The sequence below is a fragment of the Streptomyces sp. NPDC014861 genome, assembly GCF_043081625.1.
Taxonomy (GTDB): Bacteria; Actinomycetota; Actinomycetes; order Streptomycetales; family Streptomycetaceae; genus Streptomyces.
Genome location: NZ_JBIBWV010000024.1, coordinates 58,662 through 85,114, shown reverse-complemented (window position 1 = coordinate 85,114; position 26,453 = coordinate 58,662). Strand labels below are relative to the sequence as shown.

Here is a 26,453-nt window from a genome sequence, read left to right as displayed (position 1 = left end):
GGGTCTCACGGCCCGCTCCGTGAGGCGCACGGGTCTCACGGGCCGGGCCGGAGCGCGAGCAGTTCCCGTACCCCCGCCTTGACCCGCTCGGCGGGGAGCGCCTGCTCCACGGAGAGGTGGTGCATCAGGTCCGGTGAGAAGGGCGCGAGCAGCAGGTGGGCGAGGAGGGCGGAGTCGGCGCCGGGCCGGAGCCGGGAGACCAGCATCGCCGCGTGCGTGTGCATGACCTGGTAGGCGCCGCTGTGGTAGCGGGCGCGGGGCGCGGCGGAGTGCGCGGCGAGCAGGATCGCGCGCTGCTCGGCGACCCGGTCGACGAGCGCGTCGAGGAAGGCGTCGAGCCGTTCGTCGGCGGGGGCGCCGGGGCCGAGCGGCGGCGGGCCGCTCATGTACGCCTCCTGGAACCGGCGCTCGCGGTCGTCGAGGAGGGCCCACAGCAGCTGGGAGACGTCGCCGAAGCGGCGGTAGACGGTGCCGACGCCGATGCCGCTTGCATGGGCGACCTGGTTCATGGTGACCGCGTCGGGGCCCTTCTCGGCGACGATCCGGGCGGTGGCGTCGAGGATCCGGCGCCGGTTGCGGGCGGCGTCGGCGCGCTCGGGGGCGGGTCCGGTTCCCGAGCCGGCTCCGGTACCCGGCCCGGGCACGGTCGGCAGCACGGGGAGGAGCAGGGGCGCCGAGCCCTCGTCGGCCCCCGGTGTGCCCGGTGCGCCCGGTGTTCTCGTGCTCATCGGCCCGTCCCTGCCCTTCGTCGCGCCCCCGTCGTCGGTGTCCCGTTCCTCCGAGCATACCTGCCGCCCTTGCCATCCGGATTTCTATCCGCTTAACTCGGAAGCAGTTAAGCGGAAATTAATCCGCTTATGTGTCGCCGCCGTGCCCAGCGAGGAGCAAGCCATGTCCGTGAAGGTCGCCGTCGTCTACTACTCGTCCACCGGTGCCGTGCACCAGCTCGCCCAGGCCGTCGCCGAGGGCGCCGAGAAGGCCGGCGCCGAGGTCCGCCTCCGTCGTGTCCCCGAGCTGGCCCCGGACGCCGCGATCGACGCCAACCCGGCCTGGCGCGCCCACGCCGACGCCACCGCCGACATCGAGCTCGCCACCCTCGACGACCTGGAGTGGGCGGACGCCTACGCCCTCGGCTCGCCGACCCGCTTCGGCAACGTGGCGGCCCAGCTCAAGCAGTTCGTCGACACCACCGGCGGCCTGTGGCAGCGCGGCGTCATGGCGGACAAGCCCGCCACCGCCTTCACCAGCGCCCACAACCTCCACGGCGGCAACGAGTCCACGCTGCTCGCCCTCTACAACACCTTCCACCACTGGGGCTCGGTCATCGTCTCCCCCGGCTTCACCGACCCCGCCGTCTACGCGGCCGGCGGCAACCCCTACGGCACCGCCCACCCCGCCGCCAACGGCGCCCCCGCCGAGGAGGTCCTGGCCGCCGCCCGCTACCAGGGCGCCCGCCTCACCACCATCGCCAAGCGCCTCAACGGCCTCGCCACCGACTGACCCGCGCCGCCCCGGAGGCGGCCCCGCCCCCGAGGCCGACGCACCGAAGCGCCCCGTCCCGGCCCCGAGCCCGGACACGCCGAAGCGCCCCCGGCTACGAGGCCGAGGGCGCTTCCTCCGTACGACGACCGGAATCCCCGATCAGGCCAGCGACAGGAACAGCTTCTCCAGCCGGGCCCGCATCTTCTCCGGGTCCTCGCCGTCCCGCTTCCCGTTCTCCATCTCCGTCAGGCACTGCTGGAGCCCCGTCGCGATGATCGCGAACCCGGCCCGGTCAAGCGCCCGCGAGGCGGCGGCCAGCTGCGTCACGACCTCCTCGCAGTCGCGCCCCTCCTCGATCATCCGGATCACACCGGAGATCTGCCCCTGCGCCCGGCGCAGCCGGTTCAGCACGGACTTGAGCTCCGCGCCCGCGAGATCGAGATCCACAACCACTCCTCAGCAGATACCCCGGGGGGCAGTCCGACCCCCACCGCGGGGACCCGTCGACTTCCAAGGATGACACCTGCCGCCGAACGCTCCCGGCGCTCAGTCCTGCGTAGGCCCCGCCTCGTCGATGCGGCGGATCACCACCGGGTACTCCGGGGCTCCGGCCGGCTGGGGGCAGCGCGCCACCCGGGCGGCGATCTCCGTGACCCGCTCCAGGCTCGCGCACTCCAGCACCCAGTAGCCGGCCAGGACCTCCTTGGTCTCCGCGTACGGGCCGTCCGTCACCACCGGTCGGCCCTGCGCGTCCACCGACACGAACCGGGTCTCGCCCGGGTCGGCCAGGCCCTGCCCGTCGAGCATCTCGCCGCTCTCCAGCAGCTCCTTGTTGAGCGTGTTCATGAAGTCGAACATCGCGTTCAGGGACTCCTTGTCCCAGGACGGGCTCTGCGCCGAGCCGCGGCCGGACATCGCCTCGTAGTCGGCGTGCGAGCCCTGCACCATCACCAGGTACTTCATGGTGTCCTCCCACTCTTCCTCTTCACGGGCCCTCTTCACGGCCCTTCCGAAGGAGAGTCGGAACCGGCTCCCGGATCTCGACACCGCGCGGACGACATCCCGAAATCCGTGCCGAATCACCCGACCGCCCCATGATGTCGGCTGTGAACCCCTTCACCTTCTCCGCCGCGTTCATCACGTTCTTCTCCGTCGTAGGACCGCCGAAGGTGCTCCTCGCCTTCGGCGGCCTCGCCCAGTCGCACCCGGTCAGGCAGCTCCGCACCATCGCCCTCATCGCCTCCGGCGCGGCCGTCGCCGTCGGCATCGTCGCGGGCATCACGGCCCCGTGGCTGCTCGACGTCTTCCACATCAGCACCCCCGCCCTCCAGCTCGCCGGCGGGGTCATCTTCTTCCTCTACGCCGTCGGACTCGTCCTCGGCCTGCACCTCGGCTCCGACGGGCCCCACCAGGACTCGCCCGACGTCGTCAGCGGCGTCCGCGAACTGCTGATGCCGTACGTCGTCAGCCCGCTCGCGATGACCGCGGTGCTCATCGAGGCCGCGGCCCGCGACGGCGTCGGCTGGCGGTCGACCGTGGTCGGCGCGTACGTGGCGGTCATCGCCCTCGACCTCGTCTGCGTCCTGTCCCTCACGGCGCTGCTGCGCCGCACCCACCACGCCACCATCGAGCTCTTCGGCCGCCTCCTGGGCCTGCTGCTCGCCGCGGTCGGCGTGGACCTCTTCCTCGACGGCCTCTCGGAACTGGGCGTCCCGGGCCTCGACCGCCACTGAGAGCCGGCGAGGGGAGGGGAGGGGGCCAGGAGGCGGTGGGAGGCCAGGTGTGTCGGGAGGGCGGGGAGAGCGCGGAGGGCGAGGAGAGCCACAACCTGTTCCAGCTCCACGCGGCCTCACGCGTCCAGGAAGCCGGTCACCGTCCGCACGAACTCCTCCTCCTTCTCGAAGAAGACCACGTGCCCCGCGTCGATCTCGGCGTACGCGCTGCCGCCGATCGCCGCCGCCAGCTCCCGGCTGTTCTCCACCGGGACGGTCGCGTCCCGGGTGCAGCCGACCACCAGGGTCGGCGCGGAGATCCGGGGCAGCAGCGCCCGGACGTCCACGCCCAGGTCGAGAGCGACGTGCCGCAGGGTGCCCGGTGTGGGCGGCATGTTGGGGATCAGCGCCTCGACGCCCTCGCGCCCCACCTCGTTGAGGAAGCCCCGGCTGAACCCCGTCATGGTCACGCTCCGCCCGAACCCCGCCGGGTCGTGCTCGCCCAGCCGCTCCCACAGCGTGAACAGGTTCCGCAGGTACTCGTCGGCATCGGTGTACGCCCACCCGGCCACCAGGATCAGCCGGTTGACGAGGTCCGGGCGGAGCGCGGCCACGGCCGCCGACACCGGGGCGCCCATCGAGAACCCGAGCAGGTCCACCGGTCCGCGCCCGGCGTCCTCGATGACGGCGATCACCTGCGCCGCCAGCCCCTCGACGCTCAGTTCGCCGCCGTCGTCGACGGTCCGGTCCGCACCGGAGAGGTCGGGGGTGATGACGGTCCGGGAGGAGGTGAGAAGGGGCGCGGTCCGCCCCCAGTTGACGACGGCCCCACCCGACCCGGTCCCGTGCACGAGCAGCAGGGCGGGCACGGAGTTCGCGGGGTGCGCGGTGACCGCCGGGTGCGTGATGGCCACGGGGTGCGTGGTGGCTTCGGGGTGCGCGAGGTGCGGGGGGTGAGCGGTGACCGCGGTGGCCGCGGTGACCGCGGGATTCTCCACGGTCGTAGCGCGCTCGGAAGCGTGGACGTCGTAGTGGACGCGGGCGGTGCCGACGGTGACGGTGGCCATGGTGACACGTACTCCTCGGGGGCGGCGGGTGGCTGACACCGAGGACGATGCCGCCGAACGGAAGCCCCCGGGAGAGCCCTCCTCACCCTGGGATCCCCGGTCCCTGGTTCGGCCTCCGCCGCTCCGGCAGGATGATCGTCATGGCCACGACGATCGACCGGCGCGAACTCGCCGACTTCCTGCGCCGCCGCCGAGAGCGGGTCACCCCCAAGGACGTGGGCCTGCCGGCCGGCCCGCGCCGCCGCACCCCGGGCCTGCGCCGCGAGGAGGTCGCCCAGCTCGCGGGCATGTCGGCCGACTACTACATCCGCCTGGAACAGGCCCGCGGCCCACAGCCCTCGCCTCCGATGCTCGCCGCGCTCGCCCGCGCGCTGCGGCTGGACGCGGACGAGCGCGACCACCTCCACCTCCTCGCCGGCCACCGCCCCCCGGCCGGTCCGGTCGCAGGCGACCACGTCGCCCCCGGCCTCCTGCACCTTCTGGACCAGCTCCCGACGATCCCCGCGCAGATCCTCGGCGACCTCGGTGACGTCCTCGCCCAGAACGCCCCCGCCCGCGCCCTCCTGGGCGGCGTCTGCACGGTGTCGGAACACGGCCGGAACGTCGTCTGGCGCTGGTTCGCCGACCCCCTCGCCCGTACGGCGTACCCGCCGGAGGAGCACGCGTACTACAGCCGGCTCCACGTCGCCGACCTGCGCGCCGCGTACGGCCGGCGCGGCGGCGACCCGGCCTCGACCCGCCTGGTGGAACGACTCCGCGCCGCCAGCGAGGAGTTCGCGACCCTCTGGGCCGAACACGAGGTGGCGGTCCGCCGGCACAGCCGGATGCGCGTCGCGCACCCGCTGGTCGGCCAGGTCGACCTGGACTGCCAGGTCCTGCTCGCCCCGGAGGGCGAGCAGCGCCTGGTCTTCTTCACCCCGCCCCCGGGCACGGACACGGCCGACCGGCTGGCGCTGCTCGCGGTGGTGGGCACGGACCAGTTCACACCGTGACGCCCACCCGCTCGGACACCCGGGACCGACCCCGCCCGGTCCGACTGCGCCGACGGCCATCTGTACGACGGCCACCTGTACCGCCGGGCCACCCGCTTCCTTCCTCGATCCCTCCCGCCCCTCTCACGCGTCGGACGCGGCCCGCTCCCCCAAAGGCCGCCGCCGCAGGCCCGGTTCGGTGAGCGAGGGGGGCCGCCAGACGCCGTCGGCCCGGTAGAGGTCGGTCCCGGGCGGCACGATCGCGTCGATCCGGTCGAGCACGTCGTCGTCGAGGACGAGCGCGGCGCCCTTCAGCAGCCCGTCGAGCTGCTCCCCGGTCCGCGGCCCGAGGATCACCGAGGTCACGGCCGGGTGCGCGGCGGCGAAGGCGACCGCGAGCTCGGGCAGCGAGCAGCCGATCTCCTCGGCGAGCAAAGCCAGTTGCTCGACGGCGTCGAGCTTCGCCACGTTCTCCGGGAGGGCGGGGTCGAAGCGGTGCGGGGTGATCGCCGCCCGTCCGCGCGAGAGATCGACCCCCCGCCCCTTCCGGTACGCCCCCGACAGATACCCGGAGGCGAGCGGCGCCCAGGTCAGCACGCCCATCCCGTACCGCTGCGCCAGCGGCAGCACCGCGGTCTCCACCCCGCGCGCGAGCAGCGAGTACGGCGGCTGCTCGGTCCGGAACCGCCGCAGCCCGCGCCGCTCGGCGACCGCGTGCGCCTCCACGATCCGCTCGGCCGGGAAGGTCGAGCACCCGAAGGCCCGGATCTTGCCCTGCGAGACCAGGTCCCCCAGGACGTCCAGGGTCTCCTCGACGTCGGTCCGGTGATCGGGCCGGTGCACCTGGTACAGGTCGATGCGGTCCGTCCCGAGCCGCGCCAGGCTGGCCTCCACGGCCCGTACGATCCACCGTCGCGACAGCCCGCCCCGCCCGGGTCCGTCCCCGCCGACGGGGAAGTACACCTTGGTAGCGAGCACGGTCTCGTCCCGCCGCCGCGGATCGCGCAGCGCCTTCCCGACGATCTCCTCGGACTCGCCCGCCGAGTACATGTCAGCGGTGTCGACGAAGTTGATCCCCCTGTCGAGGGCGGAATGGATGATCCGTACGGCATCCCCGTGGTCGGGATTCCCGACCGACCCGAACATCATGGTCCCCAGGCAGTAAGCACTGACCTCGAACCCGGTCCCACCAAGTACCCGATAGCGCATGCGCCGCACCCTAGGCCCTGGAGTCAACTCCAGGGCAACCCCCGTGTGTTGGCCGCGCGTCCCGGCCGAGGACCTCCCGGAGGAACGCCGCCACCGCCCCGTACACCTCCTCCGGCCGCTCCAGGTGCACGTCGTGCCCGGCGCCCGGCAGGGACACCCCGCGCAGCCCGGACTGCCGCCGCGCCATCCCGTCCCACAGTTCCGCGCGGATGATCCCCTTCTCCCCGAGGACGCCGAGCAGGGGCACGTCGATGGCGTCCCACTCCTCCCACCAGGCGCGGACGGCGTTCTCGCGGAGCGAGGCGGCCAGGACGTCGGCGTCGAACCGGGGCCACCACCCGCCGTCCCGCTCCTCCAGCCCTCCGGCCCACCCCTCCCCGACTCCCCCGCCCCCGAAGTACGCGACGGCCGCCTCCCGGCCGGGGAACGGCACCGGCCACCCCTCCAGCCACTCGACGACCCCGGCCACCGCCTCGGGCGACGACCGGTCGGGCCCGGCCTCGATCAGTACGGCCCCGGCGACGCCGGGATGCCGACGCGCGGCGGCGAGCAGCGCGGCCAGGCCGCCGTACGACTGCCCGACGAGCACGGCCGGACGCCGCCCGCCGGCGCCGTACTCCTCGACGACCCCCAGTACGTCCTCCGCGTAGGCGGCGCGGGAGACGTCGCCGGGCCGCCGCTCGCCGGCCCCGTGCCCGCGCTGGTCCAGCGCGACGACCCGGTACCCGTCGGCGCTCAGCCGCGCCGCGAGCCCGTCCCACTCCCCGCAGTGCCCGGCGAGCCCGTGCAGCAGCACCACGACCCCGCCCCCACTCCGGCCCCCCTCCCCCTCACCCTTTCCGCCCCCGTCCCCGTCCCCATCCCCGTCCCCGCCCCAGTCGCGCAGCGACAGCCGCGCACCCCCACGCACGAACTCCCGAGTGACGTAGCTCACTTCCACCTCGGCCTCTCCCTGTCACATCCGCGCGACCCGCTCCGTCATTCCTGTGAAGGCCCACGGAGAAACGAACACCCCACCCCACGGAGGAACCCCATGGACGCCCGCCTCAACCTCTTCGCCAGCCCGATCGCCGCCAAGGTCGTCAAGCACCTCGCCTCGGCCGGCTTCGGCATCCCGGACGCCGTGCTCCCGCACAGCACCCAGGAACTCGTGAAGATCCGCGCGAGCCAGATCAACGGCTGCGGCTTCTGCCTCGACATGCACACCAAGGACGCCGCCGCGGCCGGCGAGACCGCCCTCCGCCTGCACATGGTCGCCGCCTGGCGCGAGGCCAAGGTGTACACGGAGGCCGAGCGCGCGGCCCTCGAACTGACCGAGCAGGGCACCCGCCTCGCCGACCAGCACACCGGCGTCACCGACGCGGCCTGGGAGAACGCGGCGAAGCACTACGACGAGGAGCAGCTCGCCGCCCTGGTCTCCCTGATCGCCCTGATCAACGCCTTCAACCGCATCAACGTCATGACCCAGCAGCCGGCCGGCGACTACGTCCCGGGCCAGTTCGCCTGACGCGCTACTTCTGCTCCGCCCGCACGGCGGCCACGAGCGCGTTGGCGTGCCCGTGCCCGAGCCCGTACTCGCTCTTCAGCCAGCCCACGAGCTCCATGTGCTTGGTGAGCGGCGAGGACCGGATGACCTCGAACCACTCGGACACGGGCCGCCCGTACTTCTCCTCGATCGAGGGGAAGTAGCTGGCAGGACCCTTGGGGGAAACGGACACGACGACCTCCGAAAAGCAGCACGACGACATCGACGACAGACAAGACTGCGCCGCCCGCCCAAACTAATCGCGCCGGATGTGCTCGGGATCCACATGCCGCCGAACCATCGGTACGGAGGCGACGCCGGCGACGACGAGGACCCCGACCGCACTCCCCACCAGCAGCGGCAACCCCTCCCAGTCTTAGTGCACGGCCCCGCCCCCGGTGATCAGATAGCTCGACTCGGCGAGCCACGTGGGAGTCGTCAGGACGGCGGCGAGGCAGACCACCCCCACTGCGGATCCGCAGGTCATGAGGAGGAAGCGGGCCCGTCCTCGGCGCCCGCCACGCCATACGAGGCGCAGGCCGAGCAGGAACGGGTTCACACAGCCACCCGCTGAGTGATGGCTCCGTCCGTCATCGTGTACCGGGTGTCGGCGCGGGCGGCGACCCCTGGGTCGTGCGTGACGATGACGACGGCCGTCTGCTGGCTTCGTGCCAGGACCAGGAACTCTTCCAGTACGGCGGAGGAGTTGGCACTGTCGAGCGCCCCGGTCGGTTCGTCCGCGAAGACCACGTCCGGCTGATGGACGAGGGCCCGTGCCACGGCCACCCGCTGTGCCTGGCCGCCCGACAGGCCGGATGCCCTCCGCCGCAGGAAGTCGCCCATGCCCAGACGCCCCAGGACCCGTGCGCCGGCGGCGTGCGCCCGGTCCTTGGGGACTCCGGCCAGGCGAAGGGGGAGCGCGGCGTTCTCCTCGGCGGTCAGCTCGGCGAGCAACTCGCCGTACTGGAAGACGAACCCGATCCGTTCCCTGCGTAAGGCGCTCAGCTCGGCGTCGGGAAGCGAGGAGAGCGTGATTCCGTCGAAGACCACCGAGCCGCCGGCAGGAGGCAGGACGCCGGCGAGGCAGTACAGCAGCGACGACTTCCCTGATCCGCTGCTGCCCGTGATCGCAGCCACTTCACCGCGGGCGAGCGCGAAGTCGACACCGCACAGGGCGCGCTGCTCGCCGTAGAAGAACTCCACGCCTTCGGCACGGAGGATGACATCCATCGTCAGGGTTCCTTCCCGCAAGGAAGGGGGCCGCGCCCGCGGCCCCCCAAGGCGTCGGACGATCAGCGGCGGCGGAACTCCCGAAGGTGTGAGCGGTTGTCCGGTCGCAAAGAGCCGCGGTCGCGGCATGCCTGGATCTGCGCGTCCTGGGTCTCGAGCACCGCACCGTCGAAGAAGACGTGGTCGACGTGCACCGACTTCTTCTGGACGCCCTTGACCCGCGTCCAGTCGTACGCCTCCACCTTCGCCCGCAGGCAGACGTTGTGGCCGTCGCCGTGGTCGGTGTCGTTCAGGTCGCCCCTGACATGGAAACCACCCCGGTGCACGAACTTCGCCTCCCACGTGTACTCGCCGGCGAACGCGACGCCCCGCGAGGTCATGTGCAGCCCCCTCCACGAGTCCGCCACCGCCACCCCCGCCCCACCGAAGAACAGCCCGGCGACGACCGCCGCGGTGACCGACTTCCGCAACTTCCCCATGAGTTGCCCCTGATTGCGTACAGAGCCGACTGGTCGTCACAGAAAGTATCGGCTCCACTACGGGGGCGGGACGCAGGAACGTGCCTCCATCGGATGACCGCCCGATCCGGTGAACGGAACGTCGAGAATGCATCTCCTCGGAGACGGTCTCGGGGCGTGCGACGAGGTAAAAGCCCAGGTCAGTGGCGTGCGGGCGAGGGTCGGGGGTCAACGGGGCCGGGTTCTTCCGCATGGTCACCGACGTGCCCGCACGCAGCCTCCGGCCGGTTCTCCAGCACCTCGCGCGAACAGTGACGCTCCCACCGGTCACCACTCGCTCCGTGCCTCAGGCATGTCCGTCGGCATGACGCTGTGGACGCGGGACAGAGTGAAGACTCGTTCGGCTTCACGCAGGTGGCACCAGGCTTCGAGGTAGGGCGGGTCGAGTTCGAGGCGGCTGAGGGTGCGCACGGTGCGGCTGCCCGAGGCGGAGACGTATGCGATCGCGATGGCGGTGCCGGCGTCGAGGGCGTGGCCGAGCTGGCGTACGTCGGCGTACGTCAGCTGCTTCGCGTACCAGGCGACGATCTCCTCGGTGTCCGTTCCGAAGGGGCCTCCGGCGCCGAAGGGATCGGGGTCCGGGAGGGAGGGCGGGGCCGCCAGCAGTCGGGATGCCACAGCGTGTGAGTCGATGCCCCCCGACACCTCCGCTGCCTTGTGCGTCGCGAGTCGGCCGCCGGTCTTCACGGACGGCTTCCGTGGGGCCGGAACGGCGGTGGCCCGCCGGGGCGGGACCCTCTCGACGCGTACGGTCCCGTCCGGGGCCTCGGCGACGGGGGCATAACCCTGGTCCCGGAGCGCGGCGAGGGTCTGGTCAGGTGTGCCGGTGCCGACGAGCACCGTCGGGGCGAGCTGCCGCAGCCCGAGTGGCGAGAGCCCTCGGTGGGCGGCGAGTTCGGCCAGGAGGGACGGCTCGTCGCCGTGGATGACGCAGGCGGCGGGGGCGACGCGCACACGGCCGTGACGGCGTGCGGCATCGGCGATGAGGTAGGACAGGGGCTGTGGCAGAGGCCCCTCGGCGATGACGGCCAGCTCGGCGGAGACCTCGTCCGGAGCGCGGCCGGCGTCCAGGGCCCGTCGGATGCTGCCGGCGCTGAACCGCCATACCGAGGCCGTCCCGCGGGTCTCCCGGTCCGCGGTCGCGTCCAGGAGCTCGGCGAGGCTCGCCGCGGGCGTGCCGCTGACGACGGCCGTGAGATCGCTGCCGAGCCGGGCTGTGCCGGTGGCCTTCGGCAGCAGCCGTCGGCACTCGGTGGCCAGAACCTCGGCGTTGCCGGCCGGCAGAGCCGCACCGAGCGGGGAGAGGGAGCCCCGGGCGATGACACCCAGCAGCTCGGCCTCGCGGACCGCGGTGGTGAAGGGCGCCTCATCCTGGAATGACAGGTGAGCGAGCGGACGATGCCAGGCCACGAGCGGGCCCAGATCCGTGGCGACCCGCGCGCCCAGCCCCTCCGGGAGCCGTGCCGCAGCGGTGAGGAGTCCCCTGCGTGCCTGCAGGCAGCCGTCGCAGGGAGGCGCTCCGGCCAGGGCGGGGAGTGCCCTGTCGTCCTCATCGCGGGACTGGGATGGCGTGAGCGCCAGGTTCCACCATGCCTGAAGCAGTACGGCGAACTGCGTCGCGGGTTCCTGCGCCGCCCAGGCGTCGTACTTCTCGGTGGGCGCGACGCGGGGGCCGTCCGCGGCCATGAGCCCGACCGAGTACGCGGCCTCCAGGACGATGCGCACCACGGCGTCATCGGCCTGTGCGGCCTTGCTGATCCGGCCCAGTTCACGTGCCCCTACTCCACCGGACTTCAGCCGGGCCGGGGGAGTCGACGAGCAGACCGACAGGACCGCGGCGGCGTGGGCCGCGAAGCCCGTAGCCGCTGCCGCTGACTCCCGTTCCACCTCGGCCGCGGCTACGGACACCATCTCTGCGGCAGGCGGTACAGGCTCGAACGGGGCATGCCAGTCGGGGCCGCGGAGTGCGAGCGCCACTTCGACGGGCATGCGGGCGGGCCCGTATCCGTGGCGGTTCCGGATCAGCAGGCCCCGGTCGAGGGCCCATCGCTCGCCCGGCCGGGAATCGGGCTCGGGAGCCCCGAACACGATGAACTCCGTGTGCCGCGGTGCGGACCTCGCTCGGTGTTCGAGCAGCTTGCGGGCGGAGGAAGGAGCCTTCGCGACCACGGAGGCGATGCGTTCCGGATCGCCATGGTGGTGCAGGACGGCGGCTGTGCGCTGCTGCCTGGTGCCGGGCGGCTTGACGCCCAGCGCGACGAGCATGCCGCGCAGCTCCTCGGAGATCAGACCCTCCAGGAGCTCCTCCAACGGAGCGTCAAGACCCAAGGGCGCTTCCCAGGCTTGTCGCAAGGGCGTGGCCATGCGGAGCCTTCCGTCGCCATCGGGCCAGACCAGCGCATGATCGGCCAGAGTTTCCAGCACGGCGTCGAGTTCCCGAGCGGCGGTGGGTGCCGTCGCTCCCAGCGCCTTCGCCAGAGCGCCGCGCGACATGGGCGTCCCCAAGGCGGCCAGGGTCTCGGCCACCTGGAGGCACGGCAGTGGGAGCTGTGGCAGGGCGAGTGCCACCGAGCCCGGCCGCAGAAGACGTTCCGCCAGTTCGTCCAGCGAGCGCGGCTCGGGGGGAGCCGAGGCGTCTTTCCGCAGGGTGAGCGCACGCACCAGCTGCGGGGCCTCGAGGCCGGCCAACCAGGCCGTCAGCGCGGACCGGGACGTCACAGGGAACACCTCGCGAGATCGGGATCGCACGAGCGGACCGGATTCGGCCCGTGCGCGGATCAAGGATGGTGCAATCCTGGCCGCCGCAGGTGGCGTACGTGAGGGTTCACCCCTGAAGGCGAGCCGCTCGACCGGGCAAGGATGCGCGCGCGGTACCTTCACGTCCCCGGCCATCTCCTGAAGGAAGTGGCCCGGAAGATCGGTGCGGCGATCTGGGGCCCAGGAAAAGACCGTTGTGGACAAAGACCAGGACAACGGAGGCTGGGGAACGTCGAAGGGCCCCACCGCGAACGGTGGGGCCCATCGACAACGTGCCCGGTGAGGCACTGGCGGAGGATACGAGATTCGAACTCGTGAGGGGTTGCCCCCAACACGCTTTCCAAGCGTGCGCCCTAGGCCTCTAGGCGAATCCTCCGTGGAGAACATTACATGACCGCGGAGGGTGCTCGCGAACGTGATCGCCGAGCGGTCGACGCGTGATCGGTGAGGTGGGGAGGGGCCGGGGAGGAGTGCGGGGGAGGGGGTCGGGAGAGGGGCGCGGATCGGGTACGCTGGGCGGAGCCCCTCACGCGGCGCTATCTGACTGAACTCCCCCAGGGCCGGAAGGCAGCAAGGGTAGGTCGGCTCTGGCGGGTGCGTGGGGGGCGCTTGCGTTCCCGGAGCGCGGGGGATGCGGAGCCGCCCCTGCCATGGCCCCCGCCGCCGTACGCCGCCCCCGCCCGCACGGCGACCGCACTCCGCCCCGCCCGCGCCGCACCGCTCCCGCCCCGCCCCCTCCCGCCTTTCCCGGGTTGTCGGCGGGCGCCTATAACCTCGTATACGTGTCGTCTCTCGCGCTGTACCGCCGCTACCGCCCCGAGTCCTTCGCCGAGGTCATCGGGCAGGAGCATGTCACCGACCCGTTGCAGCAGGCCCTGCGGAACAACCGGGTCAATCACGCGTACCTGTTCAGCGGGCCGCGCGGGTGTGGCAAGACGACCAGCGCGCGGATCCTGGCGCGGTGTCTGAACTGTGAGCAGGGGCCCACGCCGACGCCCTGCGGGGAGTGCCAGTCCTGTCGGGACCTCGCGCGCAACGGGCCGGGGTCGATCGACGTCATCGAGATCGACGCCGCGTCGCACGGTGGTGTGGACGACGCTCGTGACCTGCGGGAGAAGGCGTTCTTCGGGCCCGCGTCCAGCCGGTACAAGATCTACATCATCGACGAGGCCCACATGGTCACCTCGGCGGGGTTCAACGCCCTGCTGAAGGTGGTCGAGGAGCCGCCGGAGCACCTCAAGTTCATCTTCGCCACGACCGAGCCCGAGAAGGTCATCGGGACCATCCGGTCGCGGACCCACCACTATCCCTTCCGGCTGGTGCCGCCGGGGACGCTCCGCGAGTACCTCGGCGAGGTGTGCGGGCGGGAGGGGATCCCCGTCGAGGACGGGGTGCTGCCGCTCGTCGTGCGCGCCGGTGCCGGGTCCGTGCGTGACTCGATGTCCGTGATGGACCAGCTCCTCGCCGGTGCCGGCGAGGAGGGTGTGACGTATGCCATGGCGACCTCGCTGCTCGGTTATACGGACGGGTCGCTGCTCGACTCCGTCGTGGACGCCTTCGCCTCGGGTGACGGCGCGGCGGCCTTCGAGGTCGTCGACCGGGTCATCGAGGGCGGGAACGACCCCCGGAGGTTCGTCGCCGACCTGCTGGAGCGGCTGCGGGACCTCGTCATCCTGGCCGCCGTGCCCGACGCCGGGGAGAAGGGGCTCATCGACGCGCCCGCCGACGTGGTGGAGCGGATGCAGGCCCAGGCGTCCGTGTTCGGCGCCGCCGAGCTCAGCCGCGCCGCCGACCTCGTGAACGACGGGCTGACCGAGATGCGCGGAGCCACCTCGCCGCGCCTCCAGCTGGAGCTGATCTGCGCGCGCGTGCTGCTGCCCGCCGCCTTCGACGACGAGCGGTCGCTGCTCGCCCGCCTCGACCGGCTGGAGCGCGGGGCCGCCGCCGCGCCGCCGGCCGCCGCGCCCGTCTTCACGCCGGCCCCGCCCGCGGGACCGCCGCTCGGGTACGTCCCCGGGCCCGACGCCCATACGCCGATGGCCCCGCCGCCGCCCCCGCAGCAGTCCGCCCCCGCGCCCACTCCGGCTGCCGCGCCCGCCCCGGCGCCCGCGCAGGCGCCGTCCGACGCCGCGCGCCCGGGGGCCTGGCCCGGGGCCGCGCGGCCCGGCGGCTGGCCGACCGCCGCGCCCCAGCCCGCCGCGCCCGCGCCCGCTCCCGTACAGGCGCAGGCCCAGCCGCAGCAGCCGCAGGCCGGCGCGCCCTCCGGGGACATGGCCGCCGGTGCCGCCCAGGTGCGGAACATGTGGCCGTCCATCCTCGAAGCGGTCAAGAACCGGCGCCGTTTCACCTGGATCCTGCTGAGCCAGAACGCGCAGGTGGCCGGCTTCGACGGCACCACTCTCCAGCTCGGCTTCCTCAACGCCGGCGCGCGGGACAACTTCGCGAGCAGCGGGAGCGAGGACGTCCTCAAGGCCGCGCTCGCCGAGCAGTTCAACGTGCACTGGAAGGTCGAGGCGATCGTCGACCCGTCGGGCGGCTCCGCGCCCCCGCCCGGCGCCGGGGGCTTCTCCGGCGGGGGAGGCGGTGGCGCGGGGGGCTTCTCCGGAGGCGGAGGCTTCTCCGGCGGAAGCGGAAGCGGCGGCGGAGGCGGCTTCGGCCGTCCGTCCACGCCCCCGCCCGCCCCCTCCCCGGCGGCGCCCGCGCCCGCCTCCGCGCCTTCCGCGCCCGCCCCGCAGGCCGCCGCGCCCGCGCCGGCCCCGGCGCCCGCCCCCGTACCGCAGGCACAGCCGCGGCCGCAGCCGGTGGCGCCCGAGGACGACGTGCCGGAGGAGGACGACCCGGACCTCGTGGAGTCGGCGCTCTCCGGGCGGGAGCTGATCGTGCGCGAGCTCGGCGCGACCGTTGTGGAGGAATACACGAACGACTAGGGCCGTCTCGCTCGGTGGCCCGCACAAGGCCGCTCCCGGCCGGCGGGCTACCCTGGCTGGCGTGAAGGTCCTCGTCATCGGCGGCGGCGCCCGCGAACACGCCCTGTGCCGCTCTCTCTCCCTCGATCCCGACGTCACCGCTCTGCACTGCGCGCCCGGCAACGCCGGAATCGCGGAGGTGGCGGAGGTGCACCCCGTCGACCAGCTGGACGGCGGCGCGGTCACCGCGCTCGCCACCGGCCTCGGCGCCGATCTGGTCGTCGTCGGCCCGGAGGCCCCGCTGGTCGCCGGTGTCGCCGACGCCGTCCGCGCGGCCGGGATCCCGGTCTTCGGCCCCTCCCGGGAGGCGGCGCAGCTCGAAGGCTCCAAGGCCTTCGCCAAGGACGTGATGGCCGGCGCCGGGGTGCCCACCGCCCGCAGCTACGTCTGCACCACCCCCGCCGAGATCGACGAGGCCCTCGACGCCTTCGGCGCCCCGTACGTCGTGAAGGACGACGGTCTGGCGGCCGGCAAGGGCGTCGTCGTCACCGACGACGTCGAGGCGGCCCGCGCCCACGCGCTCGCCTGCGACCGCGTGGTCATCGAGGAGTACCTGGACGGCCCCGAGGTCTCCCTCTTCGCGATCACCGACGGCACCACCGTCCTCCCCCTCCAGCCCGCGCAGGACTTCAAGCGCGCGCTCGACGGCGACGAGGGCCCCAACACCGGCGGCATGGGCGCCTACTCGCCGCTGCCGTGGGCCGACCCGAAGCTGGTCGTCGAGGTCCTGGAGACCGTCCTCCAGCCGACCGTCGACGAGCTGCGCCGCCGCGGCACCCCCTTCTCCGGCCTGCTGTACGCCGGTCTGGCGATCACCGGCCGCGGAGTGCGGGTGATCGAGTTCAACGCCCGCTTCGGCGACCCCGAGACGCAGGTCGTCCTGGCCCGCCTGAAGACCCCGCTCGCGGGCGTCCTGCTGCACTCGGCCGAAGGCACCCTCGCCGACCAGGCCCCGCTGGCCTGGCGCGACGACGCCGCCGTCACCGTGGTCGTCGCCTCGCACAACTACCCGGACACCCCGCGCACCGGCGACCCGATCGAGGGCCTCGCCGAGGTCGCGGAGCAGGACGCCCCGCACGCGTACGTGCTCCACGCGGGCACGAAGCGGGACGGCGACGCGGTCGTCAGCGCCGGCGGCCGGGTGCTCTCCGTCACCGCCACCGGTTCGGACCTGGCCCAGGCCCGCGAGCGCGCCTACGCGGCAGTCGGCCGCATCCGCCTTGACGGGTCCCAGCACCGCAAGGACATCGCGCTCAAGGCCGCCGGGGCCTGACCCGGAGCGGGAGTACGGGCGCGGCCGCGCAGTCAAGCGCACGGCCGCGCCATCGGCGCCACCTTTACCCAAAGCCATTCGTTCGGGTGACGACTCGCCCATCTGGATGACTGCCGCCGACGCCCCAACTAGGGTGCGGCGCAGGCGTTCCGGCACTTGGCCCACCGGCATTGCGGTGTCGGTGCCGGGTGCCACAGTGGGGGAGTGAGCAACACCACCACGGGTAGTCCCGTCGAGGACAGGCAGAGGGGGTGAGGTACGGCGTGTCCGGCAGCGGCTTCGGAAACGGCGGCAGCGAGAGCGGCCTCGGCGAGGAGTGGGGCGTGCGGGCCGCGCGCTCCCGCGCCCTCGCCGTCCTCCGCGTCCGGGGGCGTGCGCTCGGCGCCGCCATCCTCCCCGCGGCCGTCGCCGTCGTGCTGTACGCGGGCGAGGCCACCGACCACTTCACGGGCACGGGCTGGACCACCGCCCGCTGGATCGTCACCGTCCTCGCGGTCCTCGTCCTCCTCGCCGCCGCGGCCGTCGCCCTCGTCGTCGCCCGCGCCCGCCCGGCCGTCACGCCGACGGTGGAGCTCACCGAGACCGCCGCCCCCGACCTGCACCGCCTCGTACGGGACCTGGCCGAGCGGCTCGGCGTGCCCGCGCCCTCCGCGATAGCCCTCACCCCGGACTGCGACAGCTGGCTGGAGGACCGCTCCCACCCGGCCCACGCCCGGGCCGGGGCGTCGGCGGCGACCGGGGCCGGCCGGTCGCCCGGAGCGGGCCGGGGCACAGGCGCGAGCGGTGCCCCCGTCCTCGTCATAGGCTCCCCCTTCCTGTGGTGGATGCGCGTCGGCGAGCTGCGCGCGGTCCTCGCCCCGGTCGTCGCCGGCACGGGCCCGGCCGCCGACCCCGACATAGCCGCCGCCCGCCGCTTCGTCCGCGGGCTCGACGCGGCCGTCGCCGTCCCCGGAGAGCCCGGCCTCGGCCCGGTGCGCCGGTGGGGCGCGCGGGGCGTCGCCCACGTCGCCCGGCTGCTGCTGAGGGCCTGCGGCACCCACGCGGCCGAGATGGAGCGCGGGGTCGCCGCCGCCGGATCCGAGCGGGCCCAGGCCGTGGACCACGGGGCCCGGATCGTCGCCCAGGAGCAGGTCGGCCTCGCCTACGCGGGCTGGGACCGGCTCCTCACCCGGGTCGCGCTGCCCGCCTGGCGGATGGGCCGCTGGCCGTCCCGCCTCGACGCGGGTGTGGTCTCCGCCCTGACCGAGCTGTCGAACCGCGACCGCCTCGCCGAGGGCTTCTCGTCCCGGCTCGGCGAGCGCCCGGCATGCGACCTGCTGGAGGAGCCGGGCGTCGTCGACGAGGCCGCCTCGCTGCTCGCCGCCCGGCTCTTCCACGGCGCCCCCGCCGAGCCCGGCCAGGACTGGGCCCCGGTCGAGTGGAGCCGGTACCCGGAGGAGGTCGTCGACCGGAAGTGGCGCGCGGACGCGGCCCGCCTCCACGACGTCCTCGACCGGCTGGCGGCGCGTACCGCCCCCCGGACCCCCGAGGGCCCGACCCTGACCCGCCTCCTCGGCCACCTCACGGCCGCGTCGCTCCCCGGCCGCCCGCCGGAGCCCGGCGACCCGTGGGAGGACGACGACCGGCCCGTCGTACCGCCCGGCCTGGAGGAGGCCGGACACCCGGCGGAGGGCGAGGACGAGGACGGGTACGAGACCGGCAATCCCGCCGCCGACGTGCTCGCCGCCGCGCTCAGCGCCCAGGTGGCGCGCGAGGAGGCCGAGCGGGAGGCCCGCGTCGCCGCCCTCACCCCGGCCGGCGGCGCACTCGCCGGGTTCACCGGCCCCGACGGACCCTGGCCGCTCGCTCCGCTGCTTCCGCCGCGTACCGGCCGGGACCTGCTCGCCGACCACGTGACCGCGCTGGTCTGCTGCGCCGCCGTCGACACCACCGGTGCCGCGCCCGGCCTGGACTGGCTCGACGGGCCCGCGCTGCTCGTCGACGGGGAGCGGGCGGCCGACCTCGGGCCGCGCGTGTCCGCCCTGGTCGAGGAGGGCGACCCGGCCCCCCTGCGCGCCTGGCTCAGCGCCACCGGCGTACGCCCCGAGAAGCCCGTGCGTCTCGTCTGACGCCCTCCGGCCGACGGGGCACCGTGCCACCGCTACCGGAGGGTCGTGTTCCACCTTCATCGATTTCACGACGAACGGTGACGGAGCGCGTGCGTTATGTGATGTGCTGGAGACCGGCACTGACAGAAGCACCGCGCAAGGGCACCGGGCGGAGGCACCGCACACGGGCACCGGGCGGAGGCACCGCACCGGGGCACCGCACACCGGCACCGCGCGGCGGCACCGCACAGGGGCACCATCCGCGGGCAGGCGCCGGCGGTACTGACCGGGGGAGTCGAGGAGGGGCGCGTCATGGGGGCGGAACAGATCAGGCGCTGGGAGTCGGGCGCGCTCGCGCACGCGGTCTCCGATCCCTTCGGCCAGGGCCCGCTGCCCTGGCTGCGCGGTTCGGAGAACTACTTCGACGACACGGGGCAGATGGTCCCCTGGTACGCCGACGAGACCCTGGCCCGCGGCGGCGCCGGCGGTCCCCGCACCGCCGACGACGTGCGCCGGCAGATCAAGGGCTTCGCCTCCGGCGGCGCGGTGGCGCCCGGCGAGTCGATCGACTTCCACATCACCGTGGACCCTCCGCAGCCGTTCTCGGTCGACGTCTACCGGATCGGCCACTACGGCGGCGACGGCGCCGCGAAGATCACCACGAGCCCCCGGCTCTCCGGGATCGTCCAGCCGCCCCCGCTCACCGCCGACCGCACGGTCTCCTGCCACCACTGGTGGCAGTCCTGGCGGCTCCAGGTGCCGAGCTACTGGTCGATCGGCGCGTACGTCGCCGTCCTCACGACCGCCGACGGCTACCGCTCCCACATCCCCTTCACCGTCCGCGACTCCCACCCGGCGGACCTCCTCCTCGTCCTCCCGGACGTGACCTGGCAGGCGTACAACCTCTACCCGGAGGACGGCCGCACCGGCGCCAGCCTCTACCACGCCTGGGATGAGGAGGGCCGGCTGCTCGGCGAGGAGGACGCGGCCCTCACCGTCTCCTTCGACCGGCCGTACGCGGGCGCGGGGCTGCCCCTGCACGTCGGCCACGCCTACGACTTCATCCGCTGGGCGGAGCGGTACGGCTACGACCTCGCCTACGCCGAGACCCGCGACCTGCACGCCGGCCGGATCGACCCGACCCGCTACCGGGGCCTGGTCTTCCCCGGCCACGACGAGTACTGGTCGGCCCCGATGCGCAAGGCCGCCGAGCGCGCCCGCGACCAGGGCACCTCGCTCGTCTTCCTCTCCGCCAACACCATGTACTGGCACGTGGACCTGGGCCCCTCGCCGTCCGGCGTGCCGGACCGGCTGCTCACCTGCCGCAAGCGCCGCGGACCCGGCCGGCCCGCGCTCTGGCGCGAGGTGGACCGTCCCGAGCAGCAGCTCCTCGGCATCCAGTACGCGGGCCGGGTGCCCGAACCGCATCCGCTGGTCGTGCGGAACGCCGAGCACTGGCTCTGGGAGGCGACCGGCGCCGGCGACGGCGACGAACTCCCCGGCCTCGTCGCCGGCGAGGCGGACCGTTACTTCCCCCGCACCGCGCTCCCCGAGCACGAGAGCCGCATCCTGCTCACCCACTCGCCCTACCGGGACGGCGACGGCGTGCTGCGCCATCAGGAGACCAGCCTCTACCGGGCGCCCTCGGGGGCCTGGGTCTTCGCCTCCGGCACCTTCGCCTGGTCGCCGGCGCTGGACCGGCCGGGCCATGTCGACTCCCGTGTGCAGCGCGCCACCGCGAACCTCCTCGACCGCATCTGTAAGAGGGACTGACCGGGCGCGCCGCCCCGGTCGGCGGGCCCGGTCGCGCGTGCGAGAGAATCGGACCGTTCCTGGATCAACCTACGCGGAGGAACCGTGTCCGGATTCGTAGAAAAGCCCGAGCCCGTCGAGGTCCCGGGCCTGACCCACCTGCACACGGGCAAGGTGCGCGACCTGTACCGGAACGGGGCCGGGGAGCTCGTGATGGTGGCGAGCGACCGCATGTCCGCGTACGACTGGGTCCTGCCCACCGAGATCCCGGACAAGGGCCGCGTCCTCACCCAGCTCTCCCTGTGGTGGTTCGACCAGCTCTCCGACCTGGCCCCGAACCACGTCCTCTCCACCGAGCTGCCGGCCGGCGCCCCCGCCGACTGGGCCGGCCGCACCCTGATCTGCAAGTCCCTCGACATGGTCCCGGTCGAGTGCGTGGCCCGCGGCTACCTCACCGGCTCCGGCCTGGTCGAGTACGACGCGTCCCGCACGGTCTGCGGCCTCGCGCTCCCCGAGGGGCTCACCGACGGCTCCGAGCTGCCCGCGCCGATCTTCACCCCGGCGACGAAGGCCGCCGTCGGCGACCACGACGAGAACGTCTCGTACGAGGAGGTGGCCCGCCAGGTCGGCGCCGAGACCGCCGCCCAGCTGCGTCAGGCCACCCTCGCCGTCTACGCCCGGGCCCGGGACATCGCCCGCGAGCGGGGCATCATCCTCGCCGACACCAAGTTCGAGTTCGGCTTCGAGGGCGGGACGCTGGTCCTCGCCGACGAGGTGCTGACCCCGGACTCCTCCCGCTTCTGGCCGGCGGACCAGTGGCAGCCGGGCCGCGCCCAGCCCTCGTACGACAAGCAGTTCGTCCGGGACTGGCTGACCTCCCCGGCCTCGGGCTGGGACCGCAGGAGCGAGCAGCCGCCGCCGGCGCTCCCGCGGGAGATCGTGGACGCCACCCGCGCCAAGTACCTGGAGGCGTACGAGCTGCTGACCGGCATGTCCTGGTCCGACAGCTTCTAGCCGCGCGGCTCCCTCCCGTACGGGTCCCCCGACCGGGGCCCGTACGGCGGCGCCGACCGTCTCCGGTAAATCGCCTCCCCGGAACACGACGAAGGCCCCGGTTCGATGAACCGGGGCCTTCGACTTCTGAGCGGACGACGAGATTCGAACTCGCGACCCTCACCTTGGCAAGGTGATGCTCTACCAACTGAGCCACGTCCGCATGCGCCGTAGCGCGCTGCTAACTATACCCAACCTTTCGACCGGGCGAGACGCACGGCCGCGTGACGGTTCTCCGCACCGAGCTTCGCCGCGGCGGAGGAGAGGTAGTTGCGGACCGTGCCGGGGGAGAGCGCGGCCCGCCGGGCGATCTCCGCGACGGGGGCGCCGTCGGCGGCGAGTTCGAGCACCTCGGCCTCGCGCGCGGTCAGCGGGGAGTCCCCCGCGGCGATCGCGTCGGCCGCCAACTCCGGGTCCACATAACGGTTTCCCGCGTGCACGGTACGGATCAGCTCGGCCAGCCTCTGGGCGCTCACGGTCTTCGGCGCGAAGCCGCGCACGCCCGCCGCGAGGGCCCGCTTGAGGTGGCCGGGGCGGCCGTGGCTGGTCACGATCATCGTGCGGCAGTCCGGGAGTTCGTCCCGAATCGATGTGGCCACCGTCACACCGTCCGCCCCCGGCATCTGGAGGTCGAGGACGGCGACGTCGGGCCGGTGGGCGCGGGCCATGGCGAGCGCCTCGGGTCCGGTCGCTGCCTCGGCGACGACGATCAGATCGTCCTCCAGGGCGAGCAGCGCGGCGAGCGCGCCCCGGATCAGGTGCTCGTCGTCGGCGAGCAGGACGCGTACGGGCTCGGTCACGCGACCGTCTCCTTCTGCTGTCGGGTGCCGGCGGGCTCCGGCACGGCCAGGGGCACCCGGGCGGTGACGCGGAAGGACTCCGGATCCGCGAAGCCGGCCTCCAGGGTGCCGCCCACCGCTCCGAGCCGCTCGCGCAGTCCGGTGAGGCCGGAGCCGGTACGTCCGGGGGCGCCGGCCCCGTCCCGTACCGCCGCCCCGTCGTTCTCGACGGTCAGCAGCACCGCGTCCGGTGTCCGCCGCAGGGTGATCGCGCAGCGGCGGGCGTCGCCGTGGCGCAGCACGTTGGTGGTGGTCTCGCGGACGACCCAGCCGAGCGCGGACTGCACCCGGGCGGGCAGGTCGAGGGCGGGGGCGTCGACGGCGCACTCGATGCCGGCGGCGTCGAGGACACCGCGGGCGCCCTCCAGCTCGACCCGGAGGTCGGCCTCCCGGTAGCCGCGGACGACCTCCCGGACCTCCCGCTGGGACTCCTGGGCGATCCGCTGGACCTCGACCATCTGGTCGACGCTCTCGGGCCGGCCGCGCCGGGCGAGCTGGACGGCGAGCTCGCTCTTGAGCGCGATCACCGAGAGGTTGCGGCCCATGACGTCGTGCAGGTCACGGCCGAAGCGGAGGCGTTCCTCGGCGACGGCGAGCCGGGCCTTGAGGTCGCGGGAGCGCTCCAGCTCCTGGACGACGCCGAGCAGCCAGGAGGAGAAGCCGCAGGCGGCGGCGTAGCCCCCGCCGCCGACGAGGATGCCGAGGAGGGTGGCCAGGGCGACGGGCAGGCCGTGGCCGAAGACGGCGACGGGCAGCGCGGCGGCGACGGCGGTGGCGAGGACCGCGCCCGCCATCTCCCGTACCCGGTCCAGGCAGAGGACGAGCGCGCCGGCGGTGAAGATCGAGGTGACGACGATGACGCCGGCGTTCACCGAGGCGTCGGGCAGCGTGCCGGCCGTCCACAACCCGATGATCGCGAAGTCGGCGACGACGGTGGCGGCGGCGAGGACGACGGCGAGCCGGACCGGCCGCGGCCGGGTGCCGCTGGTGTGGTCGAAGGCCCGGGAGGCGAGCGTCACGCAGAGTCCGCAGTGGACCAGGATCCACAGCAGGAGCCCGATCACTCCGGCCGTGCCGAGCCCGCTGTCCTCGTCGCGGCTGAGCGGGAGGCCGCCGAGCGCGACGAGTTCGACCGGAGCCATGAGGTGGAAGGTCCAGCGGGTGTACAGCTCGACCTTCCCGGCGACGCTGCGCCGTGACCACCATCCCGTCATCGTGGGCATCCGATCCGTCTCCCTCCGGTCCCGCTAACGCCGGGGCTCCCAGCGGAACCAGCGGCGGACCGCCCATGCCGTCAGGACGCCCCACGCCACTGTATTGAGCGCGGCGGTGAGCAGGCTGCCCGAGTGGGCCGTGCCGAGCCAGCCGGCCCGGACGAACTCCATGACGCCGCTGAGCGGGAGGAGCTGGGCGAGGTCGGCGGCCATGCCGGGGAGGGCGTCGCGGGGGACGAAGAGTCCGGAGCCGAAGGAGGAGACGAGGAAGAGCGGCAGGGTGGTGAGGCCGGCGCTCTCGACGGTGCGGGTGATGGTGGTGGTGAGGGCGGCGAGCCCGCCGAGCAGCGCGATCATGGCGGCGAGGCCGAGGACGAGCAGGTCGGGGCGGGCGGGCGCGGCGGCGTCGAGGAGGGTGAAGCCGCCGACGGTGAGGATCGCGCACTGGAGGAGCGCGATGGCGGTGGCGGGCAGCGCGGCGCCGGTGAGGATCTCGGTGTCGGTGGCTTCGCCGGTCCGCAGCCGCTTGAGGACGAGTTCCTCGCGGCGGGCGACGAGGCTGGACGTGAGGCTCATGTAGACGACGAGCAGCAGGACCATGCCGGTGCCGCCGATGAGGGTGGCGGCGCCGAGCGAGATGCCGAGGGTGGCTTCGTCGACGCCCTTGAGCGAGGACCGCAGCAGGAAGATCATCAGCAGCGGCATGGCGGCGGCGATGAAGAGGTTGTTGCGGTTGCGGCCGAGGAGGGTGAGTTCGGCGCGGCCGAGGGCGGCGAGCCGAGTGAGGGTGGTGGTCGGCCGCCCGGTGGTGGGGGTGGTGGCGCTCATCGGGTCACGGTCTCCTTCGGGCCGGCGGGGGTGTCCTCCGTGCGGGAGGCGATGTCGAGGAAGGCCTCTTCGAGGGAGGCGGAGCGGGCGTCGAGCCCGTCGAGCCGGACGCCCTGGTCGCGGGCCCAGCCGAGGAGTTCGGTGAGGTCGTCCTGGAGCGAGTGGGTGCGGATCTCGATCCGGTCGCCGTCGGCGGCGGCCTTCAGTCCGAGCGGCAGCCGGCCGGCGGGCACGTCGGCGGGGAGCGTGAAGCGGATCCGGGCGGGCTGGGCGGCGGTGACCTCGGCGGGGGTGCCGGAGAGGACGATCCGGCCGGCGTGCATGATCGCGAGCCGGTCGGCGAGCGACTCGGCCTCCTCCAGGTAGTGCGTGGTGAGGAGGACGGTGGTGCCCTCGGCGCGCAGGGAGCGGACGAGCTCCCAGGTGTCGCGGCGACCCTCGGCGTCGAGGCCGGTGGTGGGCTCGTCGAGGAAGAGGACCTCGGGGCGCCCGAGGAGGGCGCAGGCGAGGTCGAGGCGGCGGCGCTCGCCGCCGGACAGCTGCTTGATCCGCACCTTCTCGCGGCCGGTGAGGCCGACGGCGGCGAGGGCCTCGCCGGCGGGCCGGGCGCCGCTGGTGACGCCGGCCCACATGCGGACGGTCTCGGCGACGGTGAGGTCGGAGGGGAAGCCGCCCTCCTGGAGCATGACGCCGATGCGCGGTCGGACGGCGGAGCGTTCCCGGTACGGGTCGTGGCCGAGGACGCGGGCGGTGCCGCCGGTCGGGGCGGCGAGGCCCTCCAGGAGTTCGACGGTGGAGGTCTTCCCGGCGCCGTTGGTGCCGAGGAGGGCGAAGATCTCGCCCCGGGGCACGGTGAGGGAGATGCCGCGCACCGCCTGGAAGCCGCCGTCGTAGGTGCGGCTCAAGTCGGTCGCCTCGATGGCCGGGGTGGGTGCTTCAGCTGTCATGGCTCCAGCCTCCCGCCCGTGGAGGGGGAAGGACAGTGCGTGCTGTCAGCGCCTCCGCCTGACAAATGTCATGGGCGGCGGGGCGGAAAGAGGGATAACGACGAAGGCCCCGGTTCGATGAACCGGGGCCTTCAACCCTGAGCGGACGACGAGATTCGAACTCGCGACCCTCACCTTGGCAAGGTGATGCTCTACCAACTGAGCCACGTCCGCATTGCTGCCGACCGGCTTTCACCGGGCGGTGCGAGCACCACTGTACCTGATCCACCGGAGTGGTCGGTAACCGTGATGCAGAGCGGGTGACAGGGATCGCACACTGCGCCTTCCCCCTGGAAGGGGGACGTTCTACTACTGAACTACACCCGCACGCTGCGTGAGGTTCGGCTTTGCGGCCTTGCCCCTCGGCGTGTTCCAGACTCTAGCGGATCATGGGGGGTGGAATGCAAATCCGCTCCCGGCGCCCGTCGCGCCGCCCGCCGCCGGAGGTCGTCTCCCGGCGCCCGTCGCCCGTCGCGCCGCCGGCTCGCCGAAGGCCGTCAGCTCGCCTCGCGGAAGGCCTCGTAGACCCGCTTGGGGATGCGGCCCCTGGCCGGCACGTCCATCTTGTTGGACTGGGCCCAGGCGCGGACCGCCGCCGGGTCGGGGGCGAGGGCGGTGTGCTTGAACGCCGCGGTGGTTCCGGTCACTCCGGCCGCCGCCTTGCCCGTCTGCTTGCGTCCGGCCGCGAGGTAGGGCGCGAGGGCCTTGCGGAGTTTCTTTGCATTGGCAGCATTCAGGTCGATCTCGTACATCTTCCCGTCGAGACCGAACGCGACCGTTTCCGCCGCTTCTCCGCCGTCGATGTCGTCGGAGAGGGTGACCACCACTCGCTGCGCCACGGATATCGGTCCTTTCCTGTGGCCCGCCACCTGTCCAGGGCTGTGGGTGTGCCTCTGACGTGCGGTGACACCAGGCCGCCGGCTGCCCGGGGACAATGTTGTTCTCTATCGGATTCCTTTGTACAGCGATGGGCGTCGCATTGTG

At 73.5% G+C, this 26,453-nt stretch carries 25 protein-coding genes, 4 tRNA genes and 1 other RNA gene; 10 read left to right on the top strand and 20 right to left on the bottom strand.

Features of this window, described 5'->3' with window-relative positions:
* Positions 1 to 35 precede the first annotated feature (35 nt).
* The gene (locus tag ACF1BN_RS31610; protein WP_392335008.1) at positions 36 to 728 is read right to left on the bottom strand and encodes a TetR/AcrR family transcriptional regulator; all 693 of its coding nucleotides are present in this window, start codon (positions 726 to 728) and stop codon (positions 36 to 38) included.
* Between the two features lie 163 nt (positions 729 to 891).
* Here ACF1BN_RS31610 and wrbA point away from each other — a divergent pair, with 163 nt between their 5' ends.
* On the top strand, positions 892 to 1,500 hold the full coding sequence (gene wrbA, locus ACF1BN_RS31605; protein ID WP_392335007.1) for an NAD(P)H:quinone oxidoreductase: 609 nt from the start codon (positions 892 to 894) through the stop codon (positions 1,498 to 1,500).
* 141 nt (positions 1,501 to 1,641) lie between these two features.
* Here the strand turns inward: wrbA and ACF1BN_RS31600 are convergent, their stop codons facing one another.
* Both ACF1BN_RS31600 and ACF1BN_RS31595 read right to left on the bottom strand, forming a co-directional pair.
* Positions 1,642 to 1,929: a metal-sensitive transcriptional regulator gene (locus ACF1BN_RS31600; protein ID WP_392335006.1), complete on the bottom strand. Its 288-nt coding sequence runs from the start codon at positions 1,927 to 1,929 to the stop codon at positions 1,642 to 1,644.
* A 99-nt stretch (positions 1,930 to 2,028) separates the two neighbouring features.
* A complete protein-coding gene (locus tag ACF1BN_RS31595; protein WP_392335005.1) occupies positions 2,029 to 2,445 on the bottom strand; it encodes a YciI family protein in 417 nt (138 codons plus the stop codon).
* Between the two features lie 143 nt (positions 2,446 to 2,588).
* Between ACF1BN_RS31595 and ACF1BN_RS31590 the strand changes: the two genes are divergently transcribed.
* Entirely contained in the window at positions 2,589 to 3,215 is a 627-nt protein-coding gene (locus ACF1BN_RS31590) for a MarC family protein (protein WP_392335004.1), read from the top strand.
* A gap of 116 nt (positions 3,216 to 3,331) precedes the next feature.
* Here ACF1BN_RS31590 and ACF1BN_RS31585 read toward each other — a convergent pair whose 3' ends face one another.
* Entirely contained in the window at positions 3,332 to 4,261 is a 930-nt protein-coding gene (locus ACF1BN_RS31585) for an alpha/beta fold hydrolase (protein WP_392335003.1), read from the bottom strand.
* A 140-nt stretch (positions 4,262 to 4,401) separates the two neighbouring features.
* Between ACF1BN_RS31585 and ACF1BN_RS31580 the strand changes: the two genes are divergently transcribed.
* A complete protein-coding gene (locus ACF1BN_RS31580; RefSeq protein WP_392335002.1) occupies positions 4,402 to 5,253 on the top strand; it encodes a helix-turn-helix transcriptional regulator in 852 nt (283 codons plus the stop codon).
* 123 nt (positions 5,254 to 5,376) lie between these two features.
* Here ACF1BN_RS31580 and ACF1BN_RS31575 read toward each other — a convergent pair whose 3' ends face one another.
* The gene (locus ACF1BN_RS31575; RefSeq protein ID WP_392335001.1) at positions 5,377 to 6,441 is read right to left on the bottom strand and encodes an aldo/keto reductase; all 1,065 of its coding nucleotides are present in this window, start codon (positions 6,439 to 6,441) and stop codon (positions 5,377 to 5,379) included.
* 10 nt (positions 6,442 to 6,451) lie between these two features.
* On the bottom strand, positions 6,452 to 7,240 hold the full coding sequence (locus ACF1BN_RS31570) for an alpha/beta fold hydrolase (RefSeq protein ID WP_392335000.1): 789 nt from the start codon (positions 7,238 to 7,240) through the stop codon (positions 6,452 to 6,454).
* A 234-nt stretch (positions 7,241 to 7,474) separates the two neighbouring features.
* On the opposite strand from ACF1BN_RS31570, the gene ACF1BN_RS31565 reads away from it, so the two are divergent.
* Complete coding sequence (locus ACF1BN_RS31565) at positions 7,475 to 7,948, top strand: carboxymuconolactone decarboxylase family protein (RefSeq protein ID WP_392334999.1); 474 nt, start codon at positions 7,475 to 7,477, stop codon at positions 7,946 to 7,948.
* Between the two features lie 4 nt (positions 7,949 to 7,952).
* Here the strand turns inward: ACF1BN_RS31565 and ACF1BN_RS31560 are convergent, their stop codons facing one another.
* From ACF1BN_RS31560 to ACF1BN_RS31535, 6 genes are all read right to left on the bottom strand, one after another.
* Complete coding sequence (locus ACF1BN_RS31560; protein ID WP_392334998.1) at positions 7,953 to 8,159, bottom strand: DUF4287 domain-containing protein; 207 nt, start codon at positions 8,157 to 8,159, stop codon at positions 7,953 to 7,955.
* Positions 8,160 to 8,342: 183 nt separating this feature from the next.
* Positions 8,343 to 8,525: a hypothetical protein gene (locus tag ACF1BN_RS31555; protein ID WP_392334997.1), complete on the bottom strand. Its 183-nt coding sequence runs from the start codon at positions 8,523 to 8,525 to the stop codon at positions 8,343 to 8,345.
* Complete coding sequence (locus ACF1BN_RS31550; protein WP_392334996.1) at positions 8,522 to 9,196, bottom strand: ABC transporter ATP-binding protein; 675 nt, start codon at positions 9,194 to 9,196, stop codon at positions 8,522 to 8,524. Before ACF1BN_RS31550 ends, ACF1BN_RS31555 begins: the two co-directional genes overlap by 4 nt.
* Before the next feature lie 62 nt (positions 9,197 to 9,258).
* Entirely contained in the window at positions 9,259 to 9,675 is a 417-nt protein-coding gene (locus tag ACF1BN_RS31545) for a hypothetical protein (protein WP_392334995.1), read from the bottom strand.
* Positions 9,676 to 9,981: 306 nt separating this feature from the next.
* Positions 9,982 to 12,432, bottom strand: a complete 2,451-nt coding sequence (locus ACF1BN_RS31540) for a helicase-associated domain-containing protein (protein ID WP_392334994.1) — start codon at positions 12,430 to 12,432, stop codon at positions 9,982 to 9,984.
* Between the two features lie 327 nt (positions 12,433 to 12,759).
* Positions 12,760 to 12,847: transfer RNA gene (locus ACF1BN_RS31535), tRNA-Ser, on the bottom strand.
* Positions 12,848 to 12,988: 141 nt separating this feature from the next.
* On the opposite strand from ACF1BN_RS31535, the gene ffs reads away from it, so the two are divergent.
* The 6 genes from ffs to ACF1BN_RS31505 all read left to right on the top strand — a co-directional run bounded on the left by ffs (position 12,989) and on the right by ACF1BN_RS31505 (position 21,563).
* Positions 12,989 to 13,087: signal recognition particle sRNA small type (gene ffs, locus ACF1BN_RS31530), an RNA gene on the top strand.
* A gap of 166 nt (positions 13,088 to 13,253) precedes the next feature.
* The gene (locus tag ACF1BN_RS31525; protein WP_392334993.1) at positions 13,254 to 15,398 is read left to right on the top strand and encodes a DNA polymerase III subunit gamma and tau; all 2,145 of its coding nucleotides are present in this window, start codon (positions 13,254 to 13,256) and stop codon (positions 15,396 to 15,398) included.
* Between the two features lie 61 nt (positions 15,399 to 15,459).
* Positions 15,460 to 16,710 carry a phosphoribosylamine--glycine ligase gene (gene purD, locus ACF1BN_RS31520; RefSeq protein WP_392334992.1) on the top strand — a complete coding sequence of 417 codons (1,251 nt, stop codon included), beginning with the start codon at positions 15,460 to 15,462 and terminating at the stop codon, positions 16,708 to 16,710.
* A gap of 251 nt (positions 16,711 to 16,961) precedes the next feature.
* Positions 16,962 to 18,818: a hypothetical protein gene (locus ACF1BN_RS31515; RefSeq protein ID WP_392334991.1), complete on the top strand. Its 1,857-nt coding sequence runs from the start codon at positions 16,962 to 16,964 to the stop codon at positions 18,816 to 18,818.
* Positions 18,819 to 19,109: 291 nt separating this feature from the next.
* Positions 19,110 to 20,570, top strand: a complete 1,461-nt coding sequence (locus ACF1BN_RS31510; protein WP_392334990.1) for a N,N-dimethylformamidase beta subunit family domain-containing protein — start codon at positions 19,110 to 19,112, stop codon at positions 20,568 to 20,570.
* Positions 20,571 to 20,654: 84 nt separating this feature from the next.
* Positions 20,655 to 21,563, top strand: coding sequence for a phosphoribosylaminoimidazolesuccinocarboxamide synthase (locus tag ACF1BN_RS31505; RefSeq protein WP_392334989.1), 909 nt, complete (start codon positions 20,655 to 20,657; stop codon positions 21,561 to 21,563).
* 129 nt (positions 21,564 to 21,692) lie between these two features.
* Here ACF1BN_RS31505 and ACF1BN_RS31500 read toward each other — a convergent pair.
* The 8 genes from ACF1BN_RS31500 to ACF1BN_RS31465 form a co-directional block, all read right to left on the bottom strand.
* Positions 21,693 to 21,765 (bottom strand) — tRNA-Gly (locus ACF1BN_RS31500).
* A 22-nt stretch (positions 21,766 to 21,787) separates the two neighbouring features.
* Complete coding sequence (locus ACF1BN_RS31495; RefSeq protein WP_351852383.1) at positions 21,788 to 22,402, bottom strand: response regulator transcription factor; 615 nt, start codon at positions 22,400 to 22,402, stop codon at positions 21,788 to 21,790.
* Positions 22,399 to 23,664: a sensor histidine kinase gene (locus ACF1BN_RS31490; protein ID WP_392334988.1), complete on the bottom strand. Its 1,266-nt coding sequence runs from the start codon at positions 23,662 to 23,664 to the stop codon at positions 22,399 to 22,401. The genes ACF1BN_RS31495 and ACF1BN_RS31490 overlap by 4 nt, the downstream gene beginning before the upstream one ends.
* Before the next feature lie 24 nt (positions 23,665 to 23,688).
* Positions 23,689 to 24,483: an ABC transporter permease gene (locus ACF1BN_RS31485; RefSeq protein WP_392334987.1), complete on the bottom strand. Its 795-nt coding sequence runs from the start codon at positions 24,481 to 24,483 to the stop codon at positions 23,689 to 23,691.
* Positions 24,480 to 25,430: an ABC transporter ATP-binding protein gene (locus ACF1BN_RS31480; protein WP_392334986.1), complete on the bottom strand. Its 951-nt coding sequence runs from the start codon at positions 25,428 to 25,430 to the stop codon at positions 24,480 to 24,482. The genes ACF1BN_RS31485 and ACF1BN_RS31480 overlap by 4 nt, the downstream gene beginning before the upstream one ends.
* Before the next feature lie 140 nt (positions 25,431 to 25,570).
* Positions 25,571 to 25,643, bottom strand: a tRNA-Gly gene (locus ACF1BN_RS31475).
* An 81-nt stretch (positions 25,644 to 25,724) separates the two neighbouring features.
* Positions 25,725 to 25,796, bottom strand: a tRNA-Gly gene (locus tag ACF1BN_RS31470).
* 170 nt (positions 25,797 to 25,966) lie between these two features.
* Complete coding sequence (locus ACF1BN_RS31465) at positions 25,967 to 26,308, bottom strand: Lsr2 family protein (protein ID WP_392334985.1); 342 nt, start codon at positions 26,306 to 26,308, stop codon at positions 25,967 to 25,969.
* Between the last annotated feature and the right edge of the window lie 145 nt (positions 26,309 to 26,453).